The 26,043-nt window shown below is 66.5% G+C and carries 23 protein-coding genes; 10 read left to right on the forward strand and 13 right to left on the reverse strand.

The window, feature by feature from the left end:
• The first annotated feature begins 144 nt into the window (after positions 1–144).
• Genes smc through ligA form a run of 3 tightly spaced genes read left to right on the forward strand, consistent with a single transcriptional unit; the run spans position 145 to position 6,902 of the window.
• Entirely contained in the window at positions 145–3,678 is a 3,534-nt protein-coding gene (smc, locus tag ACUDP5_RS06305) for a chromosome segregation protein SMC (protein WP_445658400.1), read from the forward strand.
• Between the two features lie 45 nt (positions 3,679–3,723).
• Positions 3,724–4,803: a cell division protein ZipA C-terminal FtsZ-binding domain-containing protein gene (locus ACUDP5_RS06310; protein WP_263910441.1), complete on the forward strand. Its 1,080-nt coding sequence runs from the start codon at positions 3,724–3,726 to the stop codon at positions 4,801–4,803.
• A complete protein-coding gene (gene ligA / locus ACUDP5_RS06315) occupies positions 4,803–6,902 on the forward strand; it encodes an NAD-dependent DNA ligase LigA (protein WP_263910442.1) in 2,100 nt (699 codons plus the stop codon). The genes ACUDP5_RS06310 and ligA overlap by 1 nt, the downstream gene beginning before the upstream one ends.
• A gap of 86 nt (positions 6,903–6,988) precedes the next feature.
• On the opposite strand, the gene ACUDP5_RS06320 is transcribed toward ligA, so the two are convergent.
• The 4 genes from ACUDP5_RS06320 to msrB all read right to left on the reverse strand — a co-directional run bounded on the left by ACUDP5_RS06320 (position 6,989) and on the right by msrB (position 9,114).
• On the reverse strand, positions 6,989–7,765 hold the full coding sequence (locus ACUDP5_RS06320) for a peptidylprolyl isomerase (protein WP_025137083.1): 777 nt from the start codon (positions 7,763–7,765) through the stop codon (positions 6,989–6,991).
• 17 nt (positions 7,766–7,782) lie between these two features.
• Positions 7,783–8,052, reverse strand: a complete 270-nt coding sequence (locus ACUDP5_RS06325) for a BolA family protein (RefSeq protein ID WP_263910443.1) — start codon at positions 8,050–8,052, stop codon at positions 7,783–7,785.
• A gap of 84 nt (positions 8,053–8,136) precedes the next feature.
• Positions 8,137–8,715 (reverse strand): septation protein A, encoded by a 579-nt coding sequence (locus ACUDP5_RS06330; protein ID WP_263910444.1) that lies wholly within the window; start codon positions 8,713–8,715, stop codon positions 8,137–8,139.
• On the reverse strand, positions 8,716–9,114 hold the full coding sequence (gene msrB, locus ACUDP5_RS06335; protein WP_263910445.1) for a peptide-methionine (R)-S-oxide reductase MsrB: 399 nt from the start codon (positions 9,112–9,114) through the stop codon (positions 8,716–8,718).
• A gap of 52 nt (positions 9,115–9,166) precedes the next feature.
• Here msrB and ACUDP5_RS06340 point away from each other — a divergent pair, with 52 nt between their 5' ends.
• The 7 genes from ACUDP5_RS06340 (at position 9,167) to ACUDP5_RS06370 (ending at position 16,214) form a co-directional block, all read left to right on the forward strand.
• Positions 9,167–9,844 (forward strand): energy-coupling factor ABC transporter ATP-binding protein, encoded by a 678-nt coding sequence (locus ACUDP5_RS06340; RefSeq protein ID WP_263910446.1) that lies wholly within the window; start codon positions 9,167–9,169, stop codon positions 9,842–9,844.
• Positions 9,841–10,437 carry an energy-coupling factor transporter transmembrane component T gene (locus tag ACUDP5_RS06345; RefSeq protein ID WP_445658401.1) on the forward strand — a complete coding sequence of 199 codons (597 nt, stop codon included), beginning with the start codon at positions 9,841–9,843 and terminating at the stop codon, positions 10,435–10,437. Before ACUDP5_RS06340 ends, ACUDP5_RS06345 begins: the two co-directional genes overlap by 4 nt.
• Positions 10,438–10,466: 29 nt before the next feature.
• Positions 10,467–11,024: a biotin transporter BioY gene (locus ACUDP5_RS06350; protein ID WP_263910450.1), complete on the forward strand. Its 558-nt coding sequence runs from the start codon at positions 10,467–10,469 to the stop codon at positions 11,022–11,024.
• A gap of 249 nt (positions 11,025–11,273) precedes the next feature.
• Positions 11,274–12,437: an ABC transporter substrate-binding protein gene (locus ACUDP5_RS06355; RefSeq protein ID WP_263910452.1), complete on the forward strand. Its 1,164-nt coding sequence runs from the start codon at positions 11,274–11,276 to the stop codon at positions 12,435–12,437.
• A 134-nt stretch (positions 12,438–12,571) separates the two neighbouring features.
• Entirely contained in the window at positions 12,572–13,609 is a 1,038-nt protein-coding gene (locus tag ACUDP5_RS06360; protein ID WP_263910454.1) for a branched-chain amino acid ABC transporter permease, read from the forward strand.
• 5 nt (positions 13,610–13,614) lie between these two features.
• Positions 13,615–15,453, forward strand: coding sequence for a branched-chain amino acid ABC transporter ATP-binding protein/permease (locus ACUDP5_RS06365; RefSeq protein ID WP_263910455.1), 1,839 nt, complete (start codon positions 13,615–13,617; stop codon positions 15,451–15,453).
• Entirely contained in the window at positions 15,450–16,214 is a 765-nt protein-coding gene (locus ACUDP5_RS06370) for an ABC transporter ATP-binding protein (RefSeq protein WP_025137093.1), read from the forward strand. The genes ACUDP5_RS06365 and ACUDP5_RS06370 overlap by 4 nt, the downstream gene beginning before the upstream one ends.
• 48 nt (positions 16,215–16,262) lie before the next feature.
• Here the strand turns inward: ACUDP5_RS06370 and ACUDP5_RS06375 are convergent, their stop codons facing one another.
• From ACUDP5_RS06375 to ACUDP5_RS06415, 9 genes are all read right to left on the reverse strand, one after another.
• Positions 16,263–16,685 (reverse strand): ASCH domain-containing protein, encoded by a 423-nt coding sequence (locus ACUDP5_RS06375; RefSeq protein WP_263910456.1) that lies wholly within the window; start codon positions 16,683–16,685, stop codon positions 16,263–16,265.
• A complete protein-coding gene (locus tag ACUDP5_RS06380; protein WP_445658402.1) occupies positions 16,667–18,817 on the reverse strand; it encodes a phosphocholine-specific phospholipase C in 2,151 nt (716 codons plus the stop codon). The genes ACUDP5_RS06375 and ACUDP5_RS06380 overlap by 19 nt, the downstream gene beginning before the upstream one ends.
• Positions 18,818–18,909: 92 nt before the next feature.
• Positions 18,910–19,755, reverse strand: coding sequence for a branched-chain amino acid aminotransferase (locus ACUDP5_RS06385; RefSeq protein ID WP_263910458.1), 846 nt, complete (start codon positions 19,753–19,755; stop codon positions 18,910–18,912).
• 74 nt (positions 19,756–19,829) lie between these two features.
• On the reverse strand, positions 19,830–20,849 hold the full coding sequence (locus ACUDP5_RS06390; RefSeq protein WP_263910459.1) for an ABC transporter substrate-binding protein: 1,020 nt from the start codon (positions 20,847–20,849) through the stop codon (positions 19,830–19,832).
• A 109-nt stretch (positions 20,850–20,958) separates the two neighbouring features.
• Positions 20,959–21,942, reverse strand: coding sequence for a branched-chain amino acid ABC transporter permease (locus ACUDP5_RS06395; protein ID WP_263910460.1), 984 nt, complete (start codon positions 21,940–21,942; stop codon positions 20,959–20,961).
• Positions 21,939–22,826: a branched-chain amino acid ABC transporter permease gene (locus ACUDP5_RS06400; RefSeq protein ID WP_445658403.1), complete on the reverse strand. Its 888-nt coding sequence runs from the start codon at positions 22,824–22,826 to the stop codon at positions 21,939–21,941. The genes ACUDP5_RS06395 and ACUDP5_RS06400 overlap by 4 nt, the downstream gene beginning before the upstream one ends.
• 98 nt (positions 22,827–22,924) lie before the next feature.
• Positions 22,925–24,139: an ABC transporter substrate-binding protein gene (locus ACUDP5_RS06405; protein ID WP_445658404.1), complete on the reverse strand. Its 1,215-nt coding sequence runs from the start codon at positions 24,137–24,139 to the stop codon at positions 22,925–22,927.
• 76 nt (positions 24,140–24,215) lie between these two features.
• Positions 24,216–24,926, reverse strand: a complete 711-nt coding sequence (locus ACUDP5_RS06410; protein WP_054501577.1) for an ABC transporter ATP-binding protein — start codon at positions 24,924–24,926, stop codon at positions 24,216–24,218.
• Entirely contained in the window at positions 24,923–25,696 is a 774-nt protein-coding gene (locus tag ACUDP5_RS06415; protein WP_263910465.1) for an ABC transporter ATP-binding protein, read from the reverse strand. The genes ACUDP5_RS06410 and ACUDP5_RS06415 overlap by 4 nt, the downstream gene beginning before the upstream one ends.
• Between the last annotated feature and the right edge of the window lie 347 nt (positions 25,697–26,043).

The raw sequence follows: 26,043 nt of genomic DNA on the forward strand, positions 1-26,043 counted from the left end.
CTTGACCGTTGTTCACGTTTGGGGACAGACTGCCTGCGGTATCATACGACCCATACGTGAGCCGGCCCCCCTGGGGCCGGTTTGCAATGTGTGCGGCAGGTCCGTTAACGCCTTTCGTTCAACCCACCCCGTCGTCATCGTACTGTGCGTCTCACTCAGCTAAAACTCGCCGGCTTCAAGTCTTTCGTCGATCCCACCGTGATTCCCGTGCCCAGCCAGCTGGTGGGCGTGGTGGGTCCCAATGGCTGCGGCAAATCGAACATCATTGACGCGGTGCGCTGGGTGCTCGGCGAGGCCAAGGCCTCGGAGCTGCGCGGCGAGTCCATGCAGGACGTCATTTTCAACGGCTCGGGCAACCGCAAGCCGGCGGCCCGGGCGTCGGTCGAAATGGTGTTCGACAACAGCGAGGGCCGCGCCGCGGGGCAATGGAGCACCTACGCCGAAATCGCCGTGCGCCGCGTCCTGACCCGCGACGGCGCCAGCAGCTATTTCGTCAATAACCAGCAGGTCCGCCGCCGCGACATCCACGACATTTTCCTGGGCACCGGCCTGGGCGCGCGGGGCTACGCGATCATCGGCCAGGGCATGATCAACCGCCTGATCGAGGCGCGCCCCGAGGAATTGCGGGTGTTCCTGGAAGAGGCCGCGGGCGTGTCGCGCTACAAAGAGCGCCGCCGCGAAACCGAAAACCGCCTGTCCGACACGCGCGAGAACCTGACCCGCGTCGAAGACATCCTGCGCGAACTGAACAGTCAGCTGGAAAAGCTGGAAGCCCAGGCCGAGGTCGCCACCCGTTACCGCGAGTTGCAGGCCGACGGCGAAAAGAAGCAGCATGCCCTGTGGTTCCTGAAGGAAACCGGCGCCCGCGAAGAGCGGGCCAGGAAAGCCCAGGAAATGGCGCAGGCCCAGAACGAGCTCGAGGCCGCCATTGCCGGCCTGCGGGCCGGTGAGGCCGCGCTGGAATCCCGCCGCCAGGCCCACTACGCCGCCAGCGATGCCGTCCATACGGCCCAGGGCGCGCTGTACGAAGCCAATGCCCAGGTGAGTCGCCTCGAGGCCGAGATCCGCCACGTGGTGGATTCCCGCAACCGCCTGCAGGCGCGTCGCGACCAGTTGCAGCAGCAGATCGCCGAATGGACCACCCAGCGCGAGCATTGCACCGAGCAGATCGCGCAGGCGGAAGAAGACCTGGCCGCCGGCGCCGCTCGTACCGAAGAGGCCCGCGCCACCGCCGAAGACGCCCAGGCGGCCTTGCCGGCGGTCGAGCAGCGGGTGCGCGAAGCCGCCTCCGGCCGCGACGAGATGCGCGCCGCCCTGGCCCGGGTGGAGCAGAACCTGGCCCTGGTGGCGCAGACCCAGCGCGACGCCGACCGCCAGATGCAGGCCCTGGAGCAGCGCCGCGAGCGTCTGCAACAGGAACTGCGCGAATTGCACAGCCCCGACCCGGCTCGCCTGGAGCAACTGGCTGGCGACCGCGCGGCAGGCGAAGACCAGCTTGAAGAAGCCCAGGAAGAACTGGCCACCCTGGAAGGCCGGGTGCCCGAAGCCGACGCCGAACGCAGCCGCGCCCAGGCCGCCGCCCAGACCGACGCCCAGAACCTGGCCCGCCTTGAGGCCCGCCTGTCGGCGCTGGTCAAGCTGCAGGAAGACGTCCAGAAGCAGGGCGCCCTGGAACCCTGGCTGGCCAAGCACGAGCTGGCCGGCCTGGCGCGCCTGTGGCAGAAGCTGCACGTGGAGCCCGGCTGGGAAACCGCCCTGGAAGCCGCGCTGCGCGAGCGCATGGCCTCGCTGGAAGTGCGCAACCTGGACTGGGCCCGCGCGTTCTCGGACGATGCGCCGCCCGCCCGCCTGGCTTTCTATCAATTGCCGCCGGCGGCGCCCGCCCCGGCCGCGCCGGCCGGCATGACGTCGCTGGCCAGCCTGCTGCGCATCACCGATCCTGACCTGCGTACGCTGCTCAACGAGTGGCTGGGCGGCATCTACACCGCCACCGACCTGACCCAGGCCCTGGCGATGCGCGCCACGCTGCCGGCCGGTTCGGCCTGCGTGGTCAAGGCCGGCCACCTGGTGGATGCGCACAGCGTGCGCTTCTACGCCCCGGATTCCGAACAGGCCGGCCTGTTGGCCCGTCAGCAGGAAATCGAAAACCTGCAACGCGAGATCAAGGCCCAGCAACTGATCACCGACCAGGCTCGCGCCGCGGTGGCCCGCGCCGAGGTCGCCTGGCAGCAGGTCAGCCAGGCCATCGCGCCGGCGCGCCAGCGCGTGGCCGAAGTGACCCGCCGGGTGCATGACATCCAGCTTGAACACTCGCGCCTGCAACAGCAGGCCGAGCAGTCCGGCGAGCGCGCCTCGCGCCTGCGCCAGGACCTGGAAGAAATCTCCGCCCACGAAGAAGACCTGCGCGCCACCCGCGAAGAGGCCGAAGCCCGCTTCGAGGCCCTGGACGAGGAACTGGCCGAACATCAGTCCAGGTTCGCCGATGCAGAGATGGACGGCGAAACCCTGGCCGCCCAGGCCGAGGCCGCCCGTACGCGTCTGCGCGAACTGGAACGCGCCGCCCAGGAAGCCGAATTCGCCGAGCGCAGTATCCAGGTCCGCATCACCGACCTGCAGCGCAACCAGCAATTGGCGGCCGACCAGAGCCAGCGCGCCAGTGTCGAACTCGAACAACTGCAGGCCGACCTGGTCGACCTGGACGCCTCGGCGTCGCAGGCCGGCTTGCAGGACGCCCTGGAATTGCGCGCCGAGCGCGAAGACGCGCTGTCGCGCGCGCGCCAGGAAATGGAAAACCTGTCGGCCCTCTTGCGCGGCGCCGACGAAGACCGCATGCAGCAAGAGCGCACCCTCGAGCCGCGCCGCGCCCGCATCACCGAACTGCAGTTGCAGGAGCAGGCCGCCCGGCTGGCCGAAGAACAATTCACCGAGCAGCTGAACGCGCGTGAAGTCGACCGCGAGGCCCTGGCCCAGGACCTGGCCAACCAGCCCGACGAATGGCGCCGTGCCAACTGGCTGCAATCGGAAGTCACGCGTATTTCACGCCAGATCGAGTCCCTGGGATCGGTCAACCTGGCCGCGCTGGACGAACTGAACACCTCGCGCGAGCGCAAGGGCTTCCTGGATGCGCAGCACCAGGACCTGATGACCGCCATCGATACCCTCGAAGACGCCATCCGCAAGATCGACCGCGAAACCCGCGAACTGCTGCAAGAGACCTTCAACGTGGTCAATGGCCACTTTGGCGAGCTCTTCCCCAAGCTGTTCGGCGGGGGCGAAGCCAAGCTGACCATGACCGGCGAAGAAATCCTCGACGCCGGCGTGCAGGTGATGGCACAGCCCCCGGGCAAGCGCAACAGCACCATCCACCTGTTGTCCGGCGGCGAAAAGGCCCTGACCGCGACCGCGCTGGTGTTCGCGCTGTTCAAGCTGAACCCCGCGCCGTTCTGCCTGCTGGACGAGGTGGACGCGCCGCTGGACGACGCCAACACCGAACGCTACGCCAACCTGGTCGCCAACATGAGCGAGCAGACCCAGTTCCTGTTCATCTCGCACAACAAGATCGCGATGCAGATGGCCAAGCAGCTGATCGGCGTCACCATGCAAGAGCAGGGGGTTTCGCGTATCGTTGCGGTAGATATAGATTCGGCCGTCCAGATGATGGCCTCCGAAGCGGCATAAACCAATATTCAGAATGGCGCCGGCTTCCTGGCGCGGGATTTACACATGAGTGATTTGCAGATCGGGCTGATTGCCCTGGGCGTCTTGCTGATACTGCTGGTGCTGGGCTTCAATTGGTGGCAAGACCGCCGCGTCCGCCGCAAGATGCAAAGCCATTTTCCCACCTCCGAGCAGGATCCCCTGCTGGGGGCGGGTGCAAATGCGGCTGCGGGCGCAACCGCCGCGGGCGGCGCGGCCATGCGGCGCGAGCCGGGCATGGGCGATGCCCCCAAGGCACACCCCGAGCAACCCAAGCCGGTCGATCCGGGCAGCGATGCCGACGACGCCGAAGAGCCCGATCCCGCGTGCGAAGTGGTCATCGAGATCAACTTCGCCGAGCCCGTGCGCGGCGCCGACCTGTTGCCCTACATGCAAAGCCTGCGCCACGTGGGCCGCAAGCCTATGCGCGTGTTCGCCGAAACCGACCAGCGCCGTCACCGCGCGCGCGTGCATGCCGGCGAATCCTATGCGTCCATGCAGCTGGCCGTGCTGCTGGCCAACCGCAGCGGCCCCCTGACCGCCATCGAATGGTCGCAGGCCTGGGCCCGCGCCCAGGACATGGCCGAACGCTTCGATGCGCTCATCGAAGGCCCCGACCAACAGGCCGTGCTGGAACAAGCGGCTCGCCTGGACGACACCTGCGCCGCGCTGGACACCCAGGTCGGCCTGACGCTGCTGCTGGGTGCCGCCCAACCGGCCGCTGAAGTCCTGAACGTGGCGCGCGATGCCGGCTTCGTGGCCGATGGCAACCGCCTGGCCTGGCCTGCCGAGAACGGCGTGGCCCGCTTCACGCTGGCGCGCGCCGATGGCGCTGCCTTCGACGCCGGCATGGGCGGCATCGAACGCCTGTACCTGCTGCTGGACGTGCCGTGCAGCCCGGCGGACAGCCGTGCCTTCGGCCGCATGGTCGACGTGGGCCGCGAATTGGCCACCCGTTTGCGTGCCGATCTGGTCGACGACCAGGGCAAGCCCCTGGCCGACGGCTCTGAAACGGTCATCGACGAACGCCTGCAAGTGCTGTTCGGTCAGCTCGAACAAGCCGGTTTGCCGGCGGGCAGCGAGCGCGCTCAACGGGTGTTTGCGTAATGAGCAAGGCCGGAGGGACCCCTGCGGCGGAAACCGCGGCTCGCCTGCGCGCGGAGATCGAGCAGCACAACGTCCGCTATTACGTCTACGACGACCCGTCGATCTCGGATGCCGACTACGACCGCCTGATGCGCGAGCTTCAGGACCTGGAAGCCGCCCACCCCGAGCTGGTGTCGCCCGAATCGCCCACGCAGCGCGTGGGGGCGGCGCCGGTGTCGGCCTTCGGCAGCGTGCGCCACGCGGTGCCCATGCTGTCGCTGGGCAACGCCTTCGACGAAGAAGACGTCGTGGCATTCGACCGCCGGGTCACCGACACCCTGCGTGGCGCGGGGCTGCTGGGCCCGGCCCAGCAGGCCGAATACTTCTGTGAACTCAAGCTGGACGGCCTGGCGATCAGCCTGCGCTACGAAGACGGCCGCCTGGTGCAGGCCGCCACCCGCGGCGACGGCCAGACGGGCGAAGACGTGACGTCCAACATCCGCACCATCAAGGCGATTCCGCTGCAACTGACCGGCCCCGCACCCAAGGTGCTGGAAGTGCGCGGCGAAGTCCTGATGAATCGCGCCGACTTCGAAAAACTCAACGCGGCCCAGGCCAAGCGCGACGAAAAGGTCTTCGTCAATCCGCGCAACGCGGCCGCCGGCAGCCTGCGGCAGCTGGATCCGCGCATCACCGCCAAGCGGCCGCTGCGCTTTTTCGCTTATGGCTGGGGCGAGGTCCAGGGCCTGCCGGGCGGGCAGAGTGGCCTGTTCGACGAGGCGCCGGCGGGCGCCGCCGAGGCCTCGCCGCTGCCCGAGAAGTCCCACGGCGCGATGCTGGACTGGCTGGCCTCGCTGGGCCTGCCCGTCAACGTCAAGCACAACCTGCGCGCCACTGGCGCCGAAGGCCTGATGGCGTTCTACGCCAAGGTCGGCGCGCTGCGCGCTGCCTTGCCCTACGACATCGACGGCGTGGTCTACAAGGTGGATTCGCTGCCGGCCCAGAAACTGCTGGGCTTCGTGGCGCGCGCGCCGCGCTTCGCGCTGGCGCACAAGTTTCCCGCCGAAGAAGCCACCACCACGCTGCTGGACATCGAGGTGCAGGTGGGCCGCACCGGCGCCATCACCCCCGTCGCCCGGCTCAAGCCGGTGTTCGTGGGCGGCGTGACGGTCACCAACGCCACGCTGCACAACGAAGATGAAATCCGCCGCAAGGACGTGCGCATCGGCGACACGGTCATCGTGCGGCGCGCGGGCGACGTGATTCCCGAGGTCGTGGGCGCCGTGCTCGAGAAGCGGCCCGATGATGCGCGCGAATTCGTCATGCCCAAGCAATGCCCGGTCTGCGGTTCCGCGATCGAGCGCCTGGAAGACGAAACCATCGCCCGTTGCACCGGCGGCCTGTTCTGCGCCGCCCAGCGCAAGCAGACGCTCTGGCACGCGGCCAGCCGCAAGGCGCTGGATATCGAAGGCCTGGGCGAGAAACTGGTCGAGCAACTGGTGGACAGCGGTCGGGTCAAGTCGCTGGCCGACCTGTTCAGCCTGCGCCCGCTTGAGCTGGTGGGCCTGGACCGCATGGGCCAGAAATCGGCCGACAACCTGGTCGAGGCCATCGACAAGGCGCGGGCTCCGGCGCTGGGGCGCCTGTTGTTTGCCCTGGGCATCAGACACGTGGGCGAGACGACCGCCCGCGACGTGGCGCGCCATTTCGGCAGCATCGAGGCCATCATGGATGCGGACGAAGATGCCCTGTCGTCCGTGCCCGACGTGGGGCCCGTCGTGGCAGGCTCCATCCGCCGCTTTTTCGCCGAGCAGCATAACCGCGACGTCATCGACCAATTGAAGGCGCAGGGTGTGCAGCCGGTGGCCGAGGCCGTGCCCGAAGACACTACCCTGGCGGGCAAGACCTTTGTCCTGACCGGCACGCTGCCCAATTGGACCCGCGAAGAAGCCTCGATGCGCATCCAGGCGGCCGGCGGCAAGGTCAGCGGGTCGGTCTCCAAGAAGACAGCCTACCTGGTGGCCGGCGAAGACGCCGGCAGCAAGCTCACCAAGGCCCGGGAGCTGGGCGTGACGGTGCTGGACGAAGACGCGCTGAAGGCGCTGTTGGGCCTGTCCTAGGCGTCCTAGGATGTATTGCCGGGAAACGCCGGCACAAAAAAAACTGCCCGCTGTTTGCGGGCAGTTTTTTTGGGAAGGCGACAGGCTTACTGAATCTTGGCCTTTTCGCGCAGTTCCTTCTGGTAGTCGGCCAGGGTTTGCTGGCGCAGCATTTCTTCCAGTTGCGGACGCACTTGGTCCAGCGGCGGGAATTCGACCGGGCGGGTGTCGTCGACCATGATGATGTGCCAGCCGAATTGGGTCTGGACCGGCTTGTCGACCAGTTGGCCCTTCTTGAGCTGGGTCACGGCTTGCGCGAACGGCTGGACGTAGTTGGTCGGGGGAGCCCAACCCAGGTCGCCACCCTTTTCGGCGCTGCCAGGGTCTTTCGAGTTCTTCTTGGCCAGGTCGTCGAACTTGCCCTTGTTGCTCTTCAGCTGGGCCAGCAGGTCGTTGGCGGTCTTTTCGTCTTCGACCAGGATGTGACGGACCTTGTATTCCATCTTGCCGGCCTGTTCTTTCTTGATCTTGTCGTATTCGGCCGTGACCTTGGCATCCGACACCGGGTGCTTGGCCAGGTAGTCGGCCATCAGGGCGCGAACCAGGATGCCTTGGCGGGCCAGTTCGATTTCGGTCTGGACGTCGGCCTGCTTGGCGATGCCGGTGGATTCAGCGGCTTGCACGAAGACCTGGCGGTTGATCATTTCTTGCTTGACCTGTTCGCGCAGCTGGGGCGAATCGGTGGCGCCCTGGCTGACCAGCAGCTTGACGAATTGATCCAGGCTCTTTTGCGGAATGGCCTTGCCGTTGACAGTGGCCACGTTCTGGGCAAAAGCGGGCACAGCGATGACGCAGGCGGCGGCCAGCATGACGATGCGTTTCATGAATATCCTTTTACTAACTATTTGGGAGCCTGGGCGTCTAGCGCAAGCGCATGAATCGGATAGGGGATCAAATCTTGCAAATGATGATACACCAGCCGATGCCGTGCCACGGCGGAGAGCCCCGCAAAGCAGGACGCAACGATGTGCACACGATAATGGCCGGCGCCGTTTTTACTGCCTTCGTGGCCGGCATGCAAATGGGAGTCGTCCTGGATGTCCAGGGAAAGCGGTTCCAGGACGGCCAGGCGCTCCCGGATCAGGGCGATGCGATCGGTGGTTTCTGACATGGCGTCAATCGTAAAGTTCCGGCGCGTCGGGCGCGCCGTGGGGGAAGGGCGACGGGCCGGGCGCGCGGGCCCGGCCGGGCGGCCTCAGGGCTTGGGCGGGGTGCTGGAGCCCGGCGCAGCGTTGTCTTCGGTCTGGATGTGCTTGCCCAGCCAGAGCGATTGGCCGATGACGAACACGATCATCAGGCCCATCAGGCCAAAGGCCTTGAAGCTGACCCACTGCGATTCGGTGAAATGCCCCGAAAACGCCACGTACAGGTTGAGGGCGCCCGCGACCAGGAAGAAGCCGGCCCACACCAGGTTGAGCTTTTCCCAGGCGGCGTCCGGCAGCTGGATCTGCTTTTCCATCAGGCGGCGGATCAGGTTGCGGCCGAACAGCAGGCGGGCAAACACCAGCGCGCCACCGAACAGCCAATACAGCACCGTGGGCTTCCATTTGATGAAGACATCGCTGTGCAGCCAGATGGTGGCGCCGCCGAACACCAGGATGACGGTCAGGTTGATCCAGTGCATGGCTTCGGTGGCGCGGCCGGTGGCCTTGAGCCAGACGATCTGCAGCACCGCCGCCGCCATGGCCACGCCGGTCGCGATGAAGATGTCCGTGAACCGGTAGGCCAGGAAGAACAGGAACAGCGGAAAGAGGTCGAACAGGAACTTCTTCATTCAGTCTTCTATGGGTTCGAACGTCATCGACAGGGAATTGATGCAGTAGCGCAGGCCGGTGGGTTCGGGGCCGTCGGGAAAGACGTGGCCCAGGTGCGCGTCACAGACGTTGCAGAGCACTTCCGTGCGCACCATGCCGTGGCTGGTGTCGCGTTCTTCGCGCACCAGTTCCGGATCCAGCGCCTGGAAGTAGCTGGGCCAGCCACAGCCCGCGTCGAACTTGGTGTCGGATGCGAACAGCGCGGTGCCGCAGCCCACGCAGCGGTAGATGCCAGGGGTGAAGGTATTCCAGTAGCGCCCGGTGAATGCGCGTTCGGTACCCTTTTCGCGGGTGACGACGTATTCTTCCGGGGACAGCTGGGCCCGCCATTCGGCGTCGGTTTTGCGTACTTTGTCCATATCAGCTCTTGGAGTCCCGATGCCCGAAATGGTTCGGGCATAATCCCGCCCCATGTTAATCGAGTTTGACCAGGCGATTGTATCGACGCCCCAGGCGGAAGTGTTGCGCGGGGTGAGCCTTCGGCTTGCCGGCCGCCGGGTTGGCATCGTCGGCCCGAACGGCGCCGGCAAGAGCACGCTGGCGCGGCTGGTCAATGGCCTGGTGCTGCCTACCTCGGGCCGCGTGCGGGTCGGTGGACTGGACACCCGTCAGGACCTCAAAGCCGTGCGCCGGCAGGTCGGTTTCGTGTTCCAGAACCCCGAAAACCAGATTGTCTTTCCCATCGTGCGCGAAGACCTGGCGTTTGGCCTGAAGCACCTGGAACCCGACCGTGGCCAGCGCGAGGCCCGTATCGAGGCCCAACTGGCCGCCCTGGGCGTGGCGCACCTGGCGGACCGCACCAGCCACACCCTGTCGGGCGGTGAGCGCCAGTTGGTGGCCTTGGCCGCCGTGCTGGTCATGCGCCCTGCGCTGGTGGTGTTCGACGAGCCCACCACCCAGCTGGACCTGCGCAACCGCAACCGGGTGCGCGACGCCATTGCCGCCTTGCCGCAGGACGCCATCGTGGTCAGCCACGACCTGGACCTGCTCGACGACTTCGAGCGCGTGGTGGTGGTGCGGGACGGCGCCATTGCTGCCGACGACACGCCCGCAGCGGCGCTGCGCTGGTACCGGAACCACTGCGCGTGATCGAACCCCTATATATACCCGGCGATTCGCCGCTGCACCGACTGCCCGCGTGGCTCAAGCTGCTGGCGCTGGCCGCGGCGGGCGCGGGCCTGTTTCTTTTGCACGATCCGCGCGGGCTGGCGCTGGCGTGCCTGGTGGCGGCACTGCTGCTGCGCCTGGCCGGGGCCACGGTGGCGGGCGTCTGGACGCAGGTGCGCGGGCTGGCCTGGGTGCTGCTGGCCGTGGCCTTGTTCACGGGCTGTTTCCAGGGCTGGCAGGAGGCGCTGGCCGTGGTGCTGCGCATTGCCGCGATGGTGGGCCTGGCCTTGGCCGTCACCTTGTCGACCCGTACGTCCGACCTGATCGCCGTGTGCGAGCGCGTGCTGATGCCGCTGCAGCGGATCGGGCTGGTCGACGCCGGCAAGGTGGCGTTGGCGCTGGCCCTGGCCTTGCGCTTCGTGCCCGAGATATGGCGCAATTTCCATGAAATCCGCGAGGCGCAGGCGGCACGAGGACTGGGCGCAAACCCGGCCGCGCTGATCGTGCCCCTGGTGGTGCTGACCCTGAAGCGGGCCCAGGAAGTGGCCGAGGCCATCGACGCCCGCAGTCTCTGAACGCTCGTCTTGATAGAAAAGGCACTGCCATGAAATCCAACAACACTGTGCTGGTGGCCCTGTTCGCCGCGCTGATCGTCGTGATGAGCCTGATTCCGCCGGTGCCGCTGCCCGGCATTCCGGTGCCGATCACCTTGCAGACGCTGGGGGCCATGCTGGCCGGCGCGATGCTGGGGCCCGGGCGCGGCGCCTTGGCCTGCCTCTTGTATCTGGTGCTGGCGGCCATCGGGCTGCCGGTGCTGCCGGGCGGGCGGGGCGGCATGGGCGCGTTCTTCGGCCCCACGGGGGGCTTCCTGGTCGGGCTGGTGGCGGGGGCCTGGGTCACCGGCTTGCTGGCACGCCGTCTGGCGGGCCGGGCCGAGCGCTTCTGGCCGGCCCTGGCCGGCTATGCCTTCGCCTGCGTGGTGGGCGGCATCGTGGTGGTCTACGCGTTCGGCGTGCCGTGGCTGGCGACGGTCACCAAGATGGGTTTGGCCAAGGCCGCGATGGCCGTGGCGGTGTTCGTGCCCGGCGATCTGATCAAGGCGGCGCTGGCCGCATGGGTCGCCGCAAGGGTCGAGCGGGTGTGGCCGATGCTGGGGCGTTGAATGCGGTGGCGGGGTGCGCCGCACAAGGGAATCCCCCAACTGACGCCCGCAGGGCTTTCAAGTACAAGTTCGCCATTAACGAATGCGTTTGCTGAACTGGGTTTCCGTAGCACATCAGGGATTTACCGTAGTTGTGCGAAGTCATTTGATACTCTTTTAACCCTATAATATTTTTTTCTGTATAACTTTAACTAGGCTCGCTTCCGCCTCGACCGGGGCAACAAAAGAGCCACCACAGGAGACAAAAACATGCGCAAGCACTTCGGCTTGTCCGCGGCCGCCGCCGCCGTTGCCCTGACCCTGCCGCTGCTGGCCAGCGCCCAGGTCAAAGTGGGTGTCACGGTGTCCAGCACCGGCCCCGCCGCCTCGCTGGGCATCCCCGAGCGCAACACCGTGGCGCTGCTGCCCAAGGAAGTGGCCGGCCAGAAGATCGAATGGATCGTGCTGGACGACGCCACCGACACGACGCAAGCCGTCAAGAACTCGCGCAAACTGGCTTCCGACGACAAGGTCGACGTGCTGATCGGCACGTCGGTCACGCCGGGCTCGCTGGCCATGGTGGACGTGGCCGCCGAAGCCAAGGTGCCGATGATCAGCGTGGCCGCCAGCGCCAAGATCGTCGAACCCGTGGACGACAAGCGCCGCTGGGTCTTCAAGACCCCGCAGAACGACGCCCTGATGGCCGGCGCGCTGGCTGACGCGATGTCCAAGTCCAAGGTCAAGACGTTGGGCTTCATCGGCTTTGCCGACGCCTACGGCGACGGCTGGCTGGACGTGATGCAAAAGGCCGCCAAGGCCAAGGGCATCGAGATCGTCGCCATCGAAAAATACAGCCGCACCGATACCAGCGTGACGGGCCAGGTGCTCAAGCTGGTCGGCGCCAAGCCCGACGCCATCCTGATCGCCGGCGCCGGCACCCCGTCTGCGCTGCCGCAGAAGGAACTGAAGGCCCGCAACTACGGCGGCACCATCTACCAGACCCACGGCGCAGCCAACAACGACGTGCTGCGTGTCTGCGGCAAGGATTGCGACGGCATGTTCCTGCCGGCCGGCCCGCTGCTGGTCGCGGCGCAACTGCCCGACAGCAACCCGGTCAAGAAGTCGGCCCTGGCCTACGTCGAAACCTATGAAAAGGCCAACGGCGCCGGCTCGACCAACACCTTCGGCGGCCATATGTGGGATGCCGGCCAACTGGTCGTGGCAGCCTTGCCCGTGGCGCTGAAGTCCGGCGCCAAGCCGGGTACGCCGGAATTCCGCGTGGCCATGCGCGATGCCCTGGAAAACGTCAAGGACCTGGCGGTCTCGCAAGGCGTGTTCAACATGTCACCGACCGACCACGCCGGCTTTGACGAGCGTTCGCGCGTCATCGTCAAGGTCGAAGGCGGCAAGTGGGTCTACCAGCCCGGCCTGTAATCCCCGCGGATTGCCCGATCCAGGGGCGCCCGCCTGGGCGCCCCAGCAATGCTTCGCACCGGCCTCTCCGGCCGGTGCGTCGTATCAAGTGTCCCGGGCGCGGCCGGTGCACCAAGAACTAAATAGGTTGTTAGATGGATTCCTCAATTGCGCTGATCCTGCTGCAAGACGGTGTCGTCAACGGCGCCATCTATGCCCTCCTGGGCATGGCTCTGGTGCTGGTATTCGCCGTTACGCGCGTCATTTTCATTCCCCAGGGCGAGTTCGTGGCGTTCGGCGCCCTGACCCTGGCGATGCTGGTGGATGGCAAGGTGCCCGGCACCGCCTACCTGCTGCCGCTGCTGGGCGTGGTCTGCCTGGCGCTTGAACTGCTGCGCGCACTGCGCACCCGCAACGCGGCCGGATTGGTTCGCGCGGTGCTGACCTGTGTCGTCCTGCCGCTTGCGCTGCTCTGGCTGACCGTCACGTATACCGCCGCCGGCAATTCGCTGTGGCTGAACATGCTGCTGACGCTGCTGCTGGTCATTCCGATGGGCCCCATGGTCTATCGCATCGTCTACCAGCCGCTGGCCGAAGCCACCGTGCTGGTGCTGCTGATCGTGTCCGTGGCGGTGCACTTCGCGCTGACCGGCCTGGCGCTGGTGTTCTTCGGCGCCGAAGGCTGGCGCACGCCGGCGTTCGTGAGCGGCCAGGTCGACCTGGGCTTCATGACGTGGTCGGCGCAAAGCCTGTTCGTGGTGGCGACCTGCGCGCTCTTGATCATTGCGCTGTGGCTGTTCTTCGGCAAGACGCTGTACGGCCGCGCGCTGCGCGCCACCGCCGTCAACCGTCGCGGCGCTCGCCTGGTGGGCATCAGCACCACCATGTCCGGCAGCCTGACGTTCACGCTGGCGGTGGCCATCGGCGCCATGTCCGGCATGCTGATCGCGCCCATCACCACGGTCTACTACGACACGGGCTTCCTGATCGGCCTGAAGGGCTTCGTCGGCGCCATCATCGGCGGCCTGGCCAGCTACCCCGTGGCGGCCGCCGGCTCGCTGCTGGTGGGTGTGCTGGAATCGTTCTCGTCCTTCTGGGCCAGCGCCTACAAGGAAGTGATCGTCTTCACCTTGATTATCCCGGTTCTGGTCTGGCGTTCGTTCAGCACCCATCACGTGGACGAAGAGGAATAAACGTCATGAACCGCATTTTGCTTGCTGTCTTCATCGTCGTCCTGGCCGGCCTGCCGCTGTTGCCGGCCACGCCCGAATTCTGGGTGACGCAGCTGAACTACATCGGCCTGGCCAGCCTGGTCGTGCTGGGCCTGGTGCTGCTGACCGGCGTGGGCGGCCTGACCTCGTTCGGCCAGGCTGCGTTCGTCGGCCTGGGCGCCTACACCACCGCCTACCTGACCACGCAATACGACGTGTCGCCCTGGCTGGCGCTGCCCGCCGGCCTGATCCTGACCGCCGTGGTGGCCTATCTGCTCGGCGCGATCACGCTGCGCCTGTCGGGCCACTACCTGCCGCTGGGCACCATTGCCTGGGGCCTGTCCTTGTTCTTCCTGTTCGGCAACCTGGATGCGCTGGGCAAGCATGACGGCATCGCCGGCATCGAGCCCATCAGCCTGTTCGGCATGTCGCTGGCCAGCGGTCGTCACATCTATTACCTGATCTGGGTGTTCGTGCTGCTGGCGCTGTGGGCAACCCGCAACCTGTTGAACTCCAGGCCGGGCCGCGCCATCCGCGCGCTCAAGAGCGGTGCCGGCATGGCCGAGTCGATGGGCGTGAACACGGCCGCGTACAAAGTCGTGATCTTCGTCTGGGCCGCCTTGCTGGCGTGCGTGTCGGGTTGGCTCTATGCCCACATGCAGCGCGCGGTCAGCCCCAGCCCGTTCGGCATCAACTACGGCATCGAATACCTGTTCATGGCGGTGGTCGGCGGCGCGGGCTACGTCTGGGGTGCCTTGCTGGGCTCCAGCGTCATCCTGGTGCTGAAAGACCAGCTGCAGAACCTCCTGCCCAAGCTGCTGGACACCAATGCCAACTTCGAGATGATCGTCTTTGGCGTGCTGCTGATCCTGATGCTGCAATACGCCCGCAACGGCCTGTGGCCGATCCTGGCGGGCTGGTGGGGCAGCCTGACGGGCGCCGACGGTTCGCGCCGCAACCTGGCGCCGCCCGCACCGGCGCCGGCCCTGCCGCTGCGTCCGCGTCCGCAGGCGGGGCAGGTGGTGCTGGAAGTGGATGCCATCCGCAAGGAATTCGGCGGCCTGGTCGCCGTCAACGACATCACCTTCAAGGTCCGCTCGGGCGAGATCATGGGCCTGATCGGCCCCAACGGCGCCGGCAAGAGCACGACCTTCAACCTGATCAGCGGCGTGCTGCCGGTGACGCGCGGCAAGGTCACGTTCATGGGCGAGCGTATCGACAACCGTTCGGCCCGCGAGATCGCCAGGCTGGGCGTGGGCCGCACCTTCCAGCACGTGCAATTGCTGCCGGGCATGACGGTGCTGGAAAACGTGGCGCTGGGCGCGCACCTGCGTTCCGACGTGGGGGTGTGGGCGGGTGCCCTGCATGCCGACCGTGCCCGCGAAGCGCAGCTGCTGCACGAAGCCGCCGAGCAGATCAAGCGCGTCGGCCTGGGCGAATACCTGTACGAACAGGCGGGCAACCTGGCGCTGGGCCAGCAACGCATCCTGGAAATCGCGCGGGCCCTGGCCAGCGACCCGGTGCTGCTGTTGCTGGACGAGCCGGCCGCCGGCCTGCGCTACAAGGAAAAGCAAGACCTGGCCCGTGTGCTGGAACAACTGCGCGCCGAGGGCATGAGCATTCTGCTGGTGGAACACGACATGGATTTTGTGATGCGCCTGACCAACCACCTGGTGGTGATGGACTTTGGCACCAAGCTGGCCGAAGGCGTGCCGGCCGAGGTGCAACAGAACCCGGCGGTGCTGGAAGCCTACCTGGGCGGCATCGACGACGATCTGCCCGAAGCCGACCAGGCCAAGCCCGTCACCGCAGGAGGCGTGCAATGACCGCGTCCAAACCCGTACTTGAAGTCAGCAATCTGTCGGCCCGCTACGGCAAGGTCGGCGCGCTGGCCGGCGCCACCCTGACCGTGCCGGCAGGCAGCATCGTCACCGTGATCGGCGCCAACGGCGCCGGCAAGTCCACCATGCTGAATGCCGTGATGGGGTCCTTGCCCCAGACCGGCCATGCGGCCGGCACCGTGCAGTACGCCGGCACCGACGTGTCCGGCTGGCAGGTCGAGCGTCGCGTGGCCGCCGGCATGTCGCTGGTGCCCGAGCGGCGCGAGCTGTTCGGCACCATGTCGGTCGAAGACAATCTGCTGCTCGGTGGTTTTCGCCGTTACCGGGCGCGCGAAAGCGGCTGGCGTGACACGCTGAACGAGGTCTTCGACCTGTTTCCGCGGCTGCGCGAACGCCGCGCCCAGCAGGCCGGCACGCTGTCGGGCGGCGAACGCCAGATGCTGGCGGTGGGGCGCGCGCTGATGGCCAAGCCCACCTTGCTGATGCTGGACGAGCCCAGCCTGGGTCTGGCGCCGCGCATCGTGCGCGAGATCTTCCACATCATCGCGCGGCTGCGCGAAACCGGCGTGGCGATCCTGCTGGTCGAACAGAACGCCCGTGCGGCCTTGCAGGTGGCCGACTACGGCTACGTGCTGGAAACCGGCGAGGTCATCCTGCACGGCCCGGCCCGCGAGCTGGCCGGCGATCCCAAGGTCATCGAAAGCTACCTGGGCCTGGGCAAGGCCGCGGAGCAGGAAGCGGCCTGATGGGGGCAGGCGCCTGCGGGCGCCGCGGCCCCCTGGCGGGACGGGCGTTCAGTCCGTCCCGCGTTCGAACACCTCCACTACGCGAAAGCGCTCGCACACCAGCATCATGTCGGGTGCATAGCCGCCATTGCGGTCGAAGTACGCGATGTGCTCGGCCCGCCATACCGCGTACGGGCCTTCGCCTTCGGCCAGCGCAAACGCCTCGTCCACCTGGTCGAAGCGCTGCATCAGGACGCTGGTGGTTTCGATGACGCAGGCCGGGCGGCCGCGGCCGTCCAGCACTACGTCGCGCCGGCCCGCCTCGGGCACCGGCTCTTGCTCGTTGAAGTCTCGCAGTGCGCCGCAGGTCGCCGTCTTGGCGCCTGACAGCACCAGCGCCAGCAGTTCGTCGGCCAGTTCAGGCGAATCGCCGAACTGGAAGGTCACGGCGTTTTCGTAGGGGGCGGGTGGTTTCACGCGGGCGGTGTCCATTGCAGTATCAGTTCCTGTCCCATTGCGGGGTCCGAGATTGAGGGGGCGCCGGTCTCGATGCGCCCGGCCACGCGACGCACGAAACCGGGTTCGTCGTCGGCATGCACGCTGAAGTCGTACCAACCGCCGCTGCGCGCCAGGTCCCAGTCCACCCGGGTCTCGGCGCCGGCGGGCAGTGCGGCGTCGGCACGTCCAGGATAGCCGTAGGCATTGGCCTCGATGCGCACCACGCGGGCCTGGCCACCCGGGTTGCGCAGCGTCAGGTGCAACCGCGGGCCGGCCGCCTCGCACAGGGCTGCGACCGCCAGCGGTACCGTGCCCGCCTGCAAGCGGCCGGCGATGTGGCGGTGAAAGCCGTTGGGACCCAGCACCCACAGGTCATAGCGCCCCTGGTCGGCGGTGGTCGGCCAGATGCCTTCGAGCTGCTTGCCGGCTTCCACGGTGTAGCGGCGCGGACCGGCCTCCAGGTGCAGCCGGTCGTAGACGTGCAGTACCGCGCCGGCCGTGCCGGTATTGTCGAAACGCAGCACGATGCCGTCGCCGTCGATACGTTCCTGCACCGACAGCGCGTAGGGCAGGGGGCGCGAGGGCCGCGTGCCGGCCTGTTGGCGCGCCAGCCCGGGCTTGTCGGGCGCGGGCGGCGTGATGGTGCCGGGCAGCGCCGCGGCCTGGGCCGCGCGGTCGGCGGTGGCCGGCAGGCCGCGCAACCGATCGGCGTCGTCGGGCGTGGCGAAGTCGAAGATCGATGTCAGGTCGCCGCACACCGCCCGGCGCCAGGACGAGATATTGGTTTCGGCCACGCCGAAGCGCCGCTCGACGAAGCGCAGCACCGAGGTATGGTCGAACACTTCCGAATTGACCCAGCCGCCCTTGGTCCAGGGCGACAGCACGTACATCGGCACGCGCGGCCCCAGGCCGTAGGTGCCGTGCAGGTGGGCGGGGGTGTCGTCTTTTTCGACCCCCGTCACGATCTCGTGGTATTCGCCCACCGTGTCCACGGTGGATGCGCCGGCCAGCGTGCCGTCGGCACGGCGCGTGGGCGGCGCGGGTGGCGGCATGTGATCGAAGAAGCCATCGTTCTCGTCGAACATCAGCAACAGGACGGTCTTGCTCCAGACCTCGGGATTGGCGGTCAGCGCATCCAGTACGTGCGCGGTGTAGTCGGCCCCCTGGGCCGGGCTTGACGGGCTGGGGTGTTCCGAGCCGGCCTTGGTGGCGCAGATCCACGACACCTGGGGTAGCGTACCGTCCAGCACGTCCTGGCGCAGCAGGTCCAGGTTGCGGGTGGTCAGCGCCTTGTCCTTCAAGGCTGCCAGCGACCCCGGCAGGCCCTGGTGGGCGTCGCGATAGGCCTTGAAACCGGCGGTGGGGTTGAGCGAATAGTTGTCCGCCATGTTCTGGTAGATGCGCCAACTGATGCCGGCGCGCTCCAGGCGTTCGGGGTAGGTCGTCCAGGTGTAGGCGCCGGCCGGATCGCCGCCGCCCAGCTTGTTGTACAGATTGCCCAGCGCCGGGCCGTTGCCCCGGCCCAGACCGTCGTTGGTGCCGCTCCAGACGAACAGCCGGTTGGTGTTGGTGCCGCCGGTGAACGAACAGTGATAGGCGTCGCACACGGTGAAGGCCCGCGCCATGGCGTACTGGAAAGGCATGTCGCTTTCCGTGAAGTACGCCATCGAATGGTTCTTCTTGGCGGCCGGCCACTGGCCCATGCGGCCGGCGTCCCAGGCATCCTGGGCATTGGACCAGGTGTGCGGGGTGCTGGCCACCCGCATGGTCTCGTAGGCCTCGGCGGTGTCCAGGTGAAACGGCAGCACGCTGCGCGGCGCGCCTTCGTCGGGCCGGCCGTTGTACTGGGCCCAGACGGTGCGGTGCTGGAAATCGGGGCTGGCCGGCACCGGAATCGGAAAGCGGTCGCCAAAGCCGCGCACGCCCGCCAGTGCGCCGAAGTAGTGGTCGAACGATCGGTTTTCCTGCATGAAGATGACGATGTGCTCGACGTCTTCGATCGTGCCCTTGCGGCGGTTCGCAGGGATGGCCAGCGCACGGCGAATGGAGGCGGGCAGCAGCGCCAGGGCGCTGCCGGCGCCGGCGACCGCGGCGCTGCCGCGCAGGAACTCGCGTCGGGATTGCATGCGGAAATTTCCTTGGTGCTACGGTTTGTGTTCCATGCGGCGCTGCCCGCACGGGGCGGGCAGCAGGGGCGGATCCGGGAAAGCGTCGCGGCTTACTTGCCGCGGGTGCTTTCCGCGTAGTCCATGTACAGCTTGTGGGCGCGGCGGGCCATCGGGCCGTATTCCAGCTTGCGGTCTTGCACGCGGTTCACGTGCACCACCTTGCCGTAGTTGCCGGACGAGAACACTTCGTCGGCCGCTTCGATGTCGGCGCGCGTCAGGCTGCGTTCCTGCACGTCCACGCCATCGGCCTTCAGCAGGGCCAGCACGCGGCGGCGGGTGATGCCGTTCAGGAAGGTGCCGTTGTCCACGGGGGTGGACACCACGCCGTCCTTGGCGATCCAGAGGTTGCTGGATGCGAACTCGGCCACGTTGCCGTCGCCGTCCAGCATGATGGCGTTGTCAAAGCCCTTGTCCATCGCTTCGCGGATGGCGCGCTGGCCGTTGGGGTACAGGCACGAGGCCTTGGCGTCGGTGGGCGCCATGTTGGGCCACGACCGCGCAAAGCTGGAGAAGCAGGCGGCAAAGCCCTGGTCGCCCGGCATCGGCACCTTGAACACGTGCAGCACGAATTGGGTCTTGTCCGCATCGGGCAGCAAAAAGCCGTCGGCGCAGAAGAACATGGGCTTGATGTAGAGCTCGGTGCCTTCGGGGAACTTGGCCACGGCCTGCAGGCACAGCGCCTGGATTTCCTGCCAGCCCAGCTGCGGCTTCATCAGCATCTTCTCGGCCGAGCGGATGACGCGCTGGCAGTGCAGGTCCAGGTCGGGCGTCAGGCCGCGAAACGCGCGCGCGCCGTCGAAGACCATGCTGGCCATCCAGAAGGCGTGGTCGGCGGGGCCGAGCAGTTTGGGGTTTTCGGTGGTCCAGTGACCGTTGTGCCAGAACAGGGCGTCCATGGTGTGCTTCCTTTGCGTGTCTCGTCGTGGCGCTGTCTGCGCGCCGAAACGTCAGGATACATGAGCGCGCTGACTCATTCCTTGTCGAGCGCCGCCTGCACCCGCTGCGCCGTGTCCTGCGGCATCCACTGGCGCCAGACCGGGCCGTATTGCTTGAGGAAATAGCGCGCGGCTTCCTCGGGCTCCTTGCCTTCGGTTTCGAGCCAGCCCAGGGTGGCGTCGATGGCATCGCCCGGTATCGTGAGCTTGGCCAGGAATGCGGCCAGCTGCGGGGCCTCCTTGGCGAAGGCGGCGTTCACGCCGGTCACCACGGGGTTGGGCTTGAATTCGGTGGCAACCGGCTTGGCGCACTTGGGGTCCGTCAGACAGGTATAGGCCGTCTGGTCGAAGGCGGGCAGTTCCAGCTTGACCAGGTCCAGCGCGCCGACCAGCGCGGTGGGCGTCCAGTAGTAGAAGACGATGTCGCGCTTGCGCTTGTAGGCGGACATGATGGCGGCCTTCTGCGCGGCGCCCGAGCCGGGCGCGAACAGGCTGTAGTCGCGGTCCAGCCCCAGCGCGCGCAGCAGGTTGTCGTTCAGCGTGCCACAGGCCCAACCGGCGGGGCAGCCGTAGATGCGGCCGCGACCGGGGTCTTCGGGGTCGGCGAACACTTCTTTGAAGCGCGCCAGGTCGGCGGCCGATTTCAGGTCGGGATGACGCTGCACGGTGTAGCGCGGCACGTACCAGCCTTCGCCCGCGTCATAGACATGGCCCAGACCCAGCACGCGGCCGCTGGCCAGCGCTTTCTTCCAGGCGCCTTCGATCTGGCCCGGCCAGACCTCGGGGGTGACGTCCACGTCGCCGCGTTGCAGCGCCGCCAGCATCGGCAGGGTTTCGCCGATCTCGACCGACGTCTTGCAGCCGTAGCCATGTTCCATCACATAGCGTTCGATGTTGGCCAGCACCAGGTTGGATTCCCAGTTCAGGCCGCTGAACCGCACCGGGCGGTTGACCTCGCAGGTGGGGCCGGCGGCCTGGGCCGGGGCGGACATCAACAGGGTGGCGGTCAGCGCCAGGGCGCCATGGACGGCGGCAAGCAAAGGCTTCGTGCGCATGGTGGAGCACCTTTCGGGTTGCGTGCCGGCCATTGTAAACACGCATGGCGCAGGCCCCATGACAACGGGGCCGCATCCAGCGGCCCCGTGGGTCTGTCGGTGCGACGGGTCAGGCGCGGGCGGCGCGCCGTTTCTCGACGAACGCGCTGATCTCGCCGACGATGCCGCGGCGGAACGCCAGCACGCAGATGACGAAGATCAGGCCGATCACGATGGTCACTGATTCGCCCAGGCGCAGGAACCAGTCCACGCCGGTCAGGTTGGCCATGAACTGGCCGAAGTCACCCACCTTGTTTTCCAGCAGCACCACGATGAAGGCGCCCAGGATGGGTCCCGTCAGCGTGCCGAGGCCGCCGATCAGCGTCATCAGGATGACCAGGCCGGACATCTGCCAGGTCGCGTCCGACAGGGTGGCGGACACGAACACCAGCGTCTTGGTGGCGCCGGCCAGGCCCGCAATGGCGGCCGACAGCACGAAGGCCAGCAGCTTGAAGCGGTCCACGTCGTAGCCCAGCGAGACGGCGCGCGGCTCGTTCTCGCGCAGCGCCTGCAGCACCTGGCCGAACGGCGAATGCACCGTGCGCCAGATGATGAAGTAGCCGATGATGAACACGCCCATCACCAGGTAGTACAGGTTCAGGTCCTTGGACAGGTCGATCAGCCCCAGCAGGGTGCCGCGCGGCACGCTTTGCAGCCCGTCTTCGCCGCCGGTGAACTTGGCCTGCAGGAAGAAGAAGAACACCATCTGCGCCAGCGCCAGCGTGATCATCGCGAAGTAGATACCGCTGCGGCGGATGGCCAGCGCACCCATCGCCAGGCCCAGCAACGCGGCCACCGCCACGCCGAACAGCAGGCCGATCTCGGTGGGCACGCCCCAGACCTTCAGCGCATGGCCGGTGGCGTAGGCGGCGCTGCCCAGGAAGGCGGCGTGGCCGAACGACAGCAGCCCCGTGAAGCCCAGCAGCAGGTTGAAGGCGCAGGCGAACAGGGCGTAGCACATGATCTTCATGGCGAAGATCGGATACACCCCGACGAAAGGAAGAATGGCCACCACGACGGCCAGGACCGCATAGCCCAGGAATTGACGGTTCATTTCTCTTTTCCGAACAGCCCGGCCGGGCGAATCAACAGAACAATGGCCATGATGATGAACACGACCGTGCTGGACGCCTCAGGCCAGAACACTTTGGTCAGGCCTTCGATCACGCCCAGGCCCAGCCCGGTGACGATGGCGCCCATGATGGACCCCATGCCGCCGATCACGACCACTGCGAATACGACAATGATGAGGTTCGACCCCATCAGCGGGGAGATCTGCAGCACCGGCGCGGCCAGCACGCCGGCAAAGCCCGCCAGCGCCACGCCGAAGCCGTAGGTCAGCGTGATCATGCGCGGCACGTTCACGCCAAAGGCTTCGACCAGCCGCGGGTTTTCGGTGCCGGCGCGCAGCAGGGCGCCCAGGCGGGTGCGTTCGATCACGAACCAGGTTGCCAGGCAGACCACCACCGACGCCGCCACGACCCAGCCGCGGTAGTTGGGCAGCACCATGAAGCCCAGGTTGGTGGCGCCGCGCAGCGCGTCAGGCGTGGGGTAGGGCTGGCCCGATACGCCGTAGAAGCTGCGGAACAGCCCCTCGATCAGCAGCGTCAGGCCGAAGGTCAGCAACAGGCCGTACAGGTGGTCCAGCTTGTACAGGTGCTTGAGCAGCAGCTTTTCTATCAGGATGCCGAACAGCCCGACGACCAGCGGCGCCAGGACCAGCATGACCCAGTAATTCAACCCCAGGTACGACAGCCCCATCCAGGCCAGGAAGGCACCCAGCATGTAGAGCGCACCGTGCGCGAAGTTGATGACGTTCAGCAGTCCGAAGATAACGGCCAGGCCGAGCGACAGCATGGCATAGAAGGAACCATTGACCAGGCCCAGCAACAGCTGTCCGAACAAGGCCTGTATGGGGATGCCGAAAATATCAGTCATCTTGTGAAAATCCTGCGCGTACGGGGGTAAGCGGGCAAATTCAAGACGCGACCCGGCCGGGTGGGCCGGATCGCATCACGGGGTCACATGAGTGGGGTTTACTTCTTGACCAGCTTGCAGGTCGACTCGGACAGCTTGGTGTAGACCTCGTCGCCCGGCAGCGTGGCGACGACCTTGTAGTAGTCCCACGGGCCCTTCGATTCGGCCGGCGTCTTCACCTGCATCAGGTACATGTCGTGAATCATGCGGCCGTCTTCGCGCACGTAGCCGCCCTGGGTGAAGAAGTCGTTGATCTTGTTGGACTTCATCCACTTCATCAGGGTGTCGGCGTCGTCGGTGCCGGTGGCCTTCACGCCGTTCAGGTAGAAGGTGACCGACGAGTAGTCGCCTGCCTGCAGCATGGAAGGCTTGCGGCCGACCTTGGCTTCGAACTTCTTGGCCCAGGCGCGCGAGGCGTCGGATTGGTCCCAGTACCAGCCGTCGGTCAGGTACATGCCTTTGGTGGCTTCCAGGCCCAGCGAGTGCACATCGTTGATGAACACCAGCAGGCCGGCCATCTTCATCGTCTTGGTCACGCCGAATTCATTGGCGGCCTTGATGGTGTTGATGGTGTCGCCGCCCGCGTTGGCCATGCCCAGGATCTGCGCCTTGGACGCTTGCGCCTGCAGCAGGAACGACGAGAAGTCGGAGGCGCCCAGCGGTGCGCGCACCTGGCCCTTGATCTCGCCGCCGGCGGCTTTCACCACCGCCATCGTGTCGCGTTCGAGCGCGTGGCCGAAAGCGTAGTCGGCCGTCAGGAAGAACCAGCTCTTGCCGCCGTCCTTCACCACCGCCGAACCGGTGCCGCGCGCCAGCGCCACGGTGTCGTAGGCATAGTGCACGGTGTAGGGCGAGCATTGCGCGTTGGTCAGGTCGGACGCGCCGGCGCCGATGGCGATGAAGGGCTTTTTCTTCTCGGCCGCCACGGCAGCCATTGCCAGGCTGGTTGCGGAGTTCGTGCCGGCGATGATCACGTCGACCTTCTGCTGGTCGAACCACTCACGCGCACGGGCCGAAGCCACGTCCGCCTTGTTCTGGTGGTCTGCCGACAGCACTTCGATCTTCTTGCCGTTGACCGAGCCGCCGAAATCCTCGATGGCCATGCGGACGGCGTCCAGGCCGGCCTTGCCGTCGATGTCGGAATACACGCCCGACATGTCAGTGATGAAGCCGATGCGGATGACATCGTCGGAGATGCCTTGCGCCGCGGCGGGTACCGCGGCAAATCCCAGGCCCGCCATGGCCAGTGCAGCAGTGATGGTGTGCAGCTTCATGGGATGACTCCTCTTCCCTTCGGTGTGTGTGCCGGGATGCCCGGCGGGTGACACAGGTTATGTAGGCCGGTAGGCCCTAGACGCCCAGCAACTCGTTGAGCGTGTCCTGTTTTTCTGAAAGTTCCGACGCCTCGAAATGCTCGACGATCTGGCCGTGCTCCATGACGTAGAAGCGATCGGCCAGCGGCGCCGCGAAGCGGAAATTCTGCTCGACCATGACGATGGTGTAGCCGCGCTGCTTGAGCGCGGTGATCATGCGGGCCAGCGCCTGGACGATGACGGGGGCCAGGCCTTCCGAGATTTCGTCCAGCAGCAAGAGGTTGGCGCCGGTGCGCAGGATGCGCGCCACCGCCAGCATCTGTTGTTCACCGCCCGACAGGCGCGTGCCGGGCGAATGCCGGCGTTCCTGCAGGTTGGGGAACATGTCGTAGATTTCGGCCAGCGACATGCCGCCGCCCAGCGAACCCACCACGGGGGGCAGCAGCAGGTTTTCTTCGCAGGACAGGCTGGCGAAGATACCGCGTTCTTCCGGGCAATAACCCACGCCCAGGTGGGCGATCTTGTAGGTGGGCAGGTCGATGGCTTCGGTGCCGTGGATGCGCACCGAGCCCTTGCGGGAACCGGTCAGACCGAGGATGGCGCGCAGCGTGGTGGTGCGGCCGGCGCCATTGCGGCCCAGCAGCGTCACGACCTCGCCTTGCCCCACCCGCATATCCACGCCGTGCAGGATATGCGATTCCCCGTACCAGGCCTGCAGGCCCGAGATTTCCAGTGCCGGGGTGCTCATGCATGCGCTCCTTGGAGTTCGCCGTCGGTGGTGCCCATGTAGGCTTGCATCACGGCCGGATGGCGCGAGACTTCGGCATAGGAACCCTCGGCCAGCACGGCGCCGCGCGCCAGCACGGTAATGGTATTGGCGATGGACGACACGACATTCATGTTGTGTTCGACCATCAGGATGGTGCGGCCGGCGCTGACGCGCTTGATCAGTTGCGTGACGCGGTCGACGTCTTCGTGGCCCATGCCTTGCGTGGGTTCGTCCAGCAGCATCAGCTCGGGTTCCATCGCCAGCGTGGTGGCGATTTCAAGCGCACGCTTGCGGCCGTAAGGCAGGTTCACCGTGGTCTCGTTGGCAAACGCGCCCAGGTCGACCTGCTCGAGCAGTTCGCGTGCCGGTTCGTTCAGGTCGGCCAGCCGCTTGTCGCTGCGCCAGAAGTGGAACGACAGGCCGGTCTTGCGCTGCAGCCCGATGCGCACGTTCTCAAGCACGGTCAGGTGCGGGAACACCGCGGAAATCTGGAACGAGCGGATCACCCCGCGCCGCGCGATCTGCGCCGGGCGTTCACCGGTGATGTCGATGCCGTTGAACTTGATGGTCCCCGAGGTGGGGGCAAGGAATTTGGTCAGCAGGTTGAAGCATGTGGTCTTGCCCGCGCCATTCGGCCCGATCAAGGCATGAATCTCGCCTCGCTTGATACGCAAATCGACCCCATTGACCGCGACAAAACCGCGGAATTCCTTGGTGAGGCCTTTTGTCTCCAGGATCGTGTCGTCCATGTCCGCTGCACCGGCGTTGTATTTATATGTGGACTCTGCCCGGCGTCGTGCGCAGGACCCCCGAGGGGTTTTGAAAACCGCATATTCACGCGGTTTTCTACAAGAGTTGCCGGCGAGTATGCGCACCTCCGGATCAAAATTCCATGAGGGTTTGTCATAGGTTTTGCAGTGCGGAAAGGTGAATTGTCGGGTGGTGGACAATTACCGAATCCATTGGGCGAAAACCCTGTATGCGGACGCAATGCGTTGCAGCAAATTCGCATTGATCGTCATCAATCCGTCATCACCGCGCGCATCGGGGAAAACCCGGTTTTGCCCCCAGCGCAGTGCGGGCGCATATTGCCCGG

The organism is Achromobacter sp. NCFB-sbj8-Ac1-l (assembly GCF_052695805.1).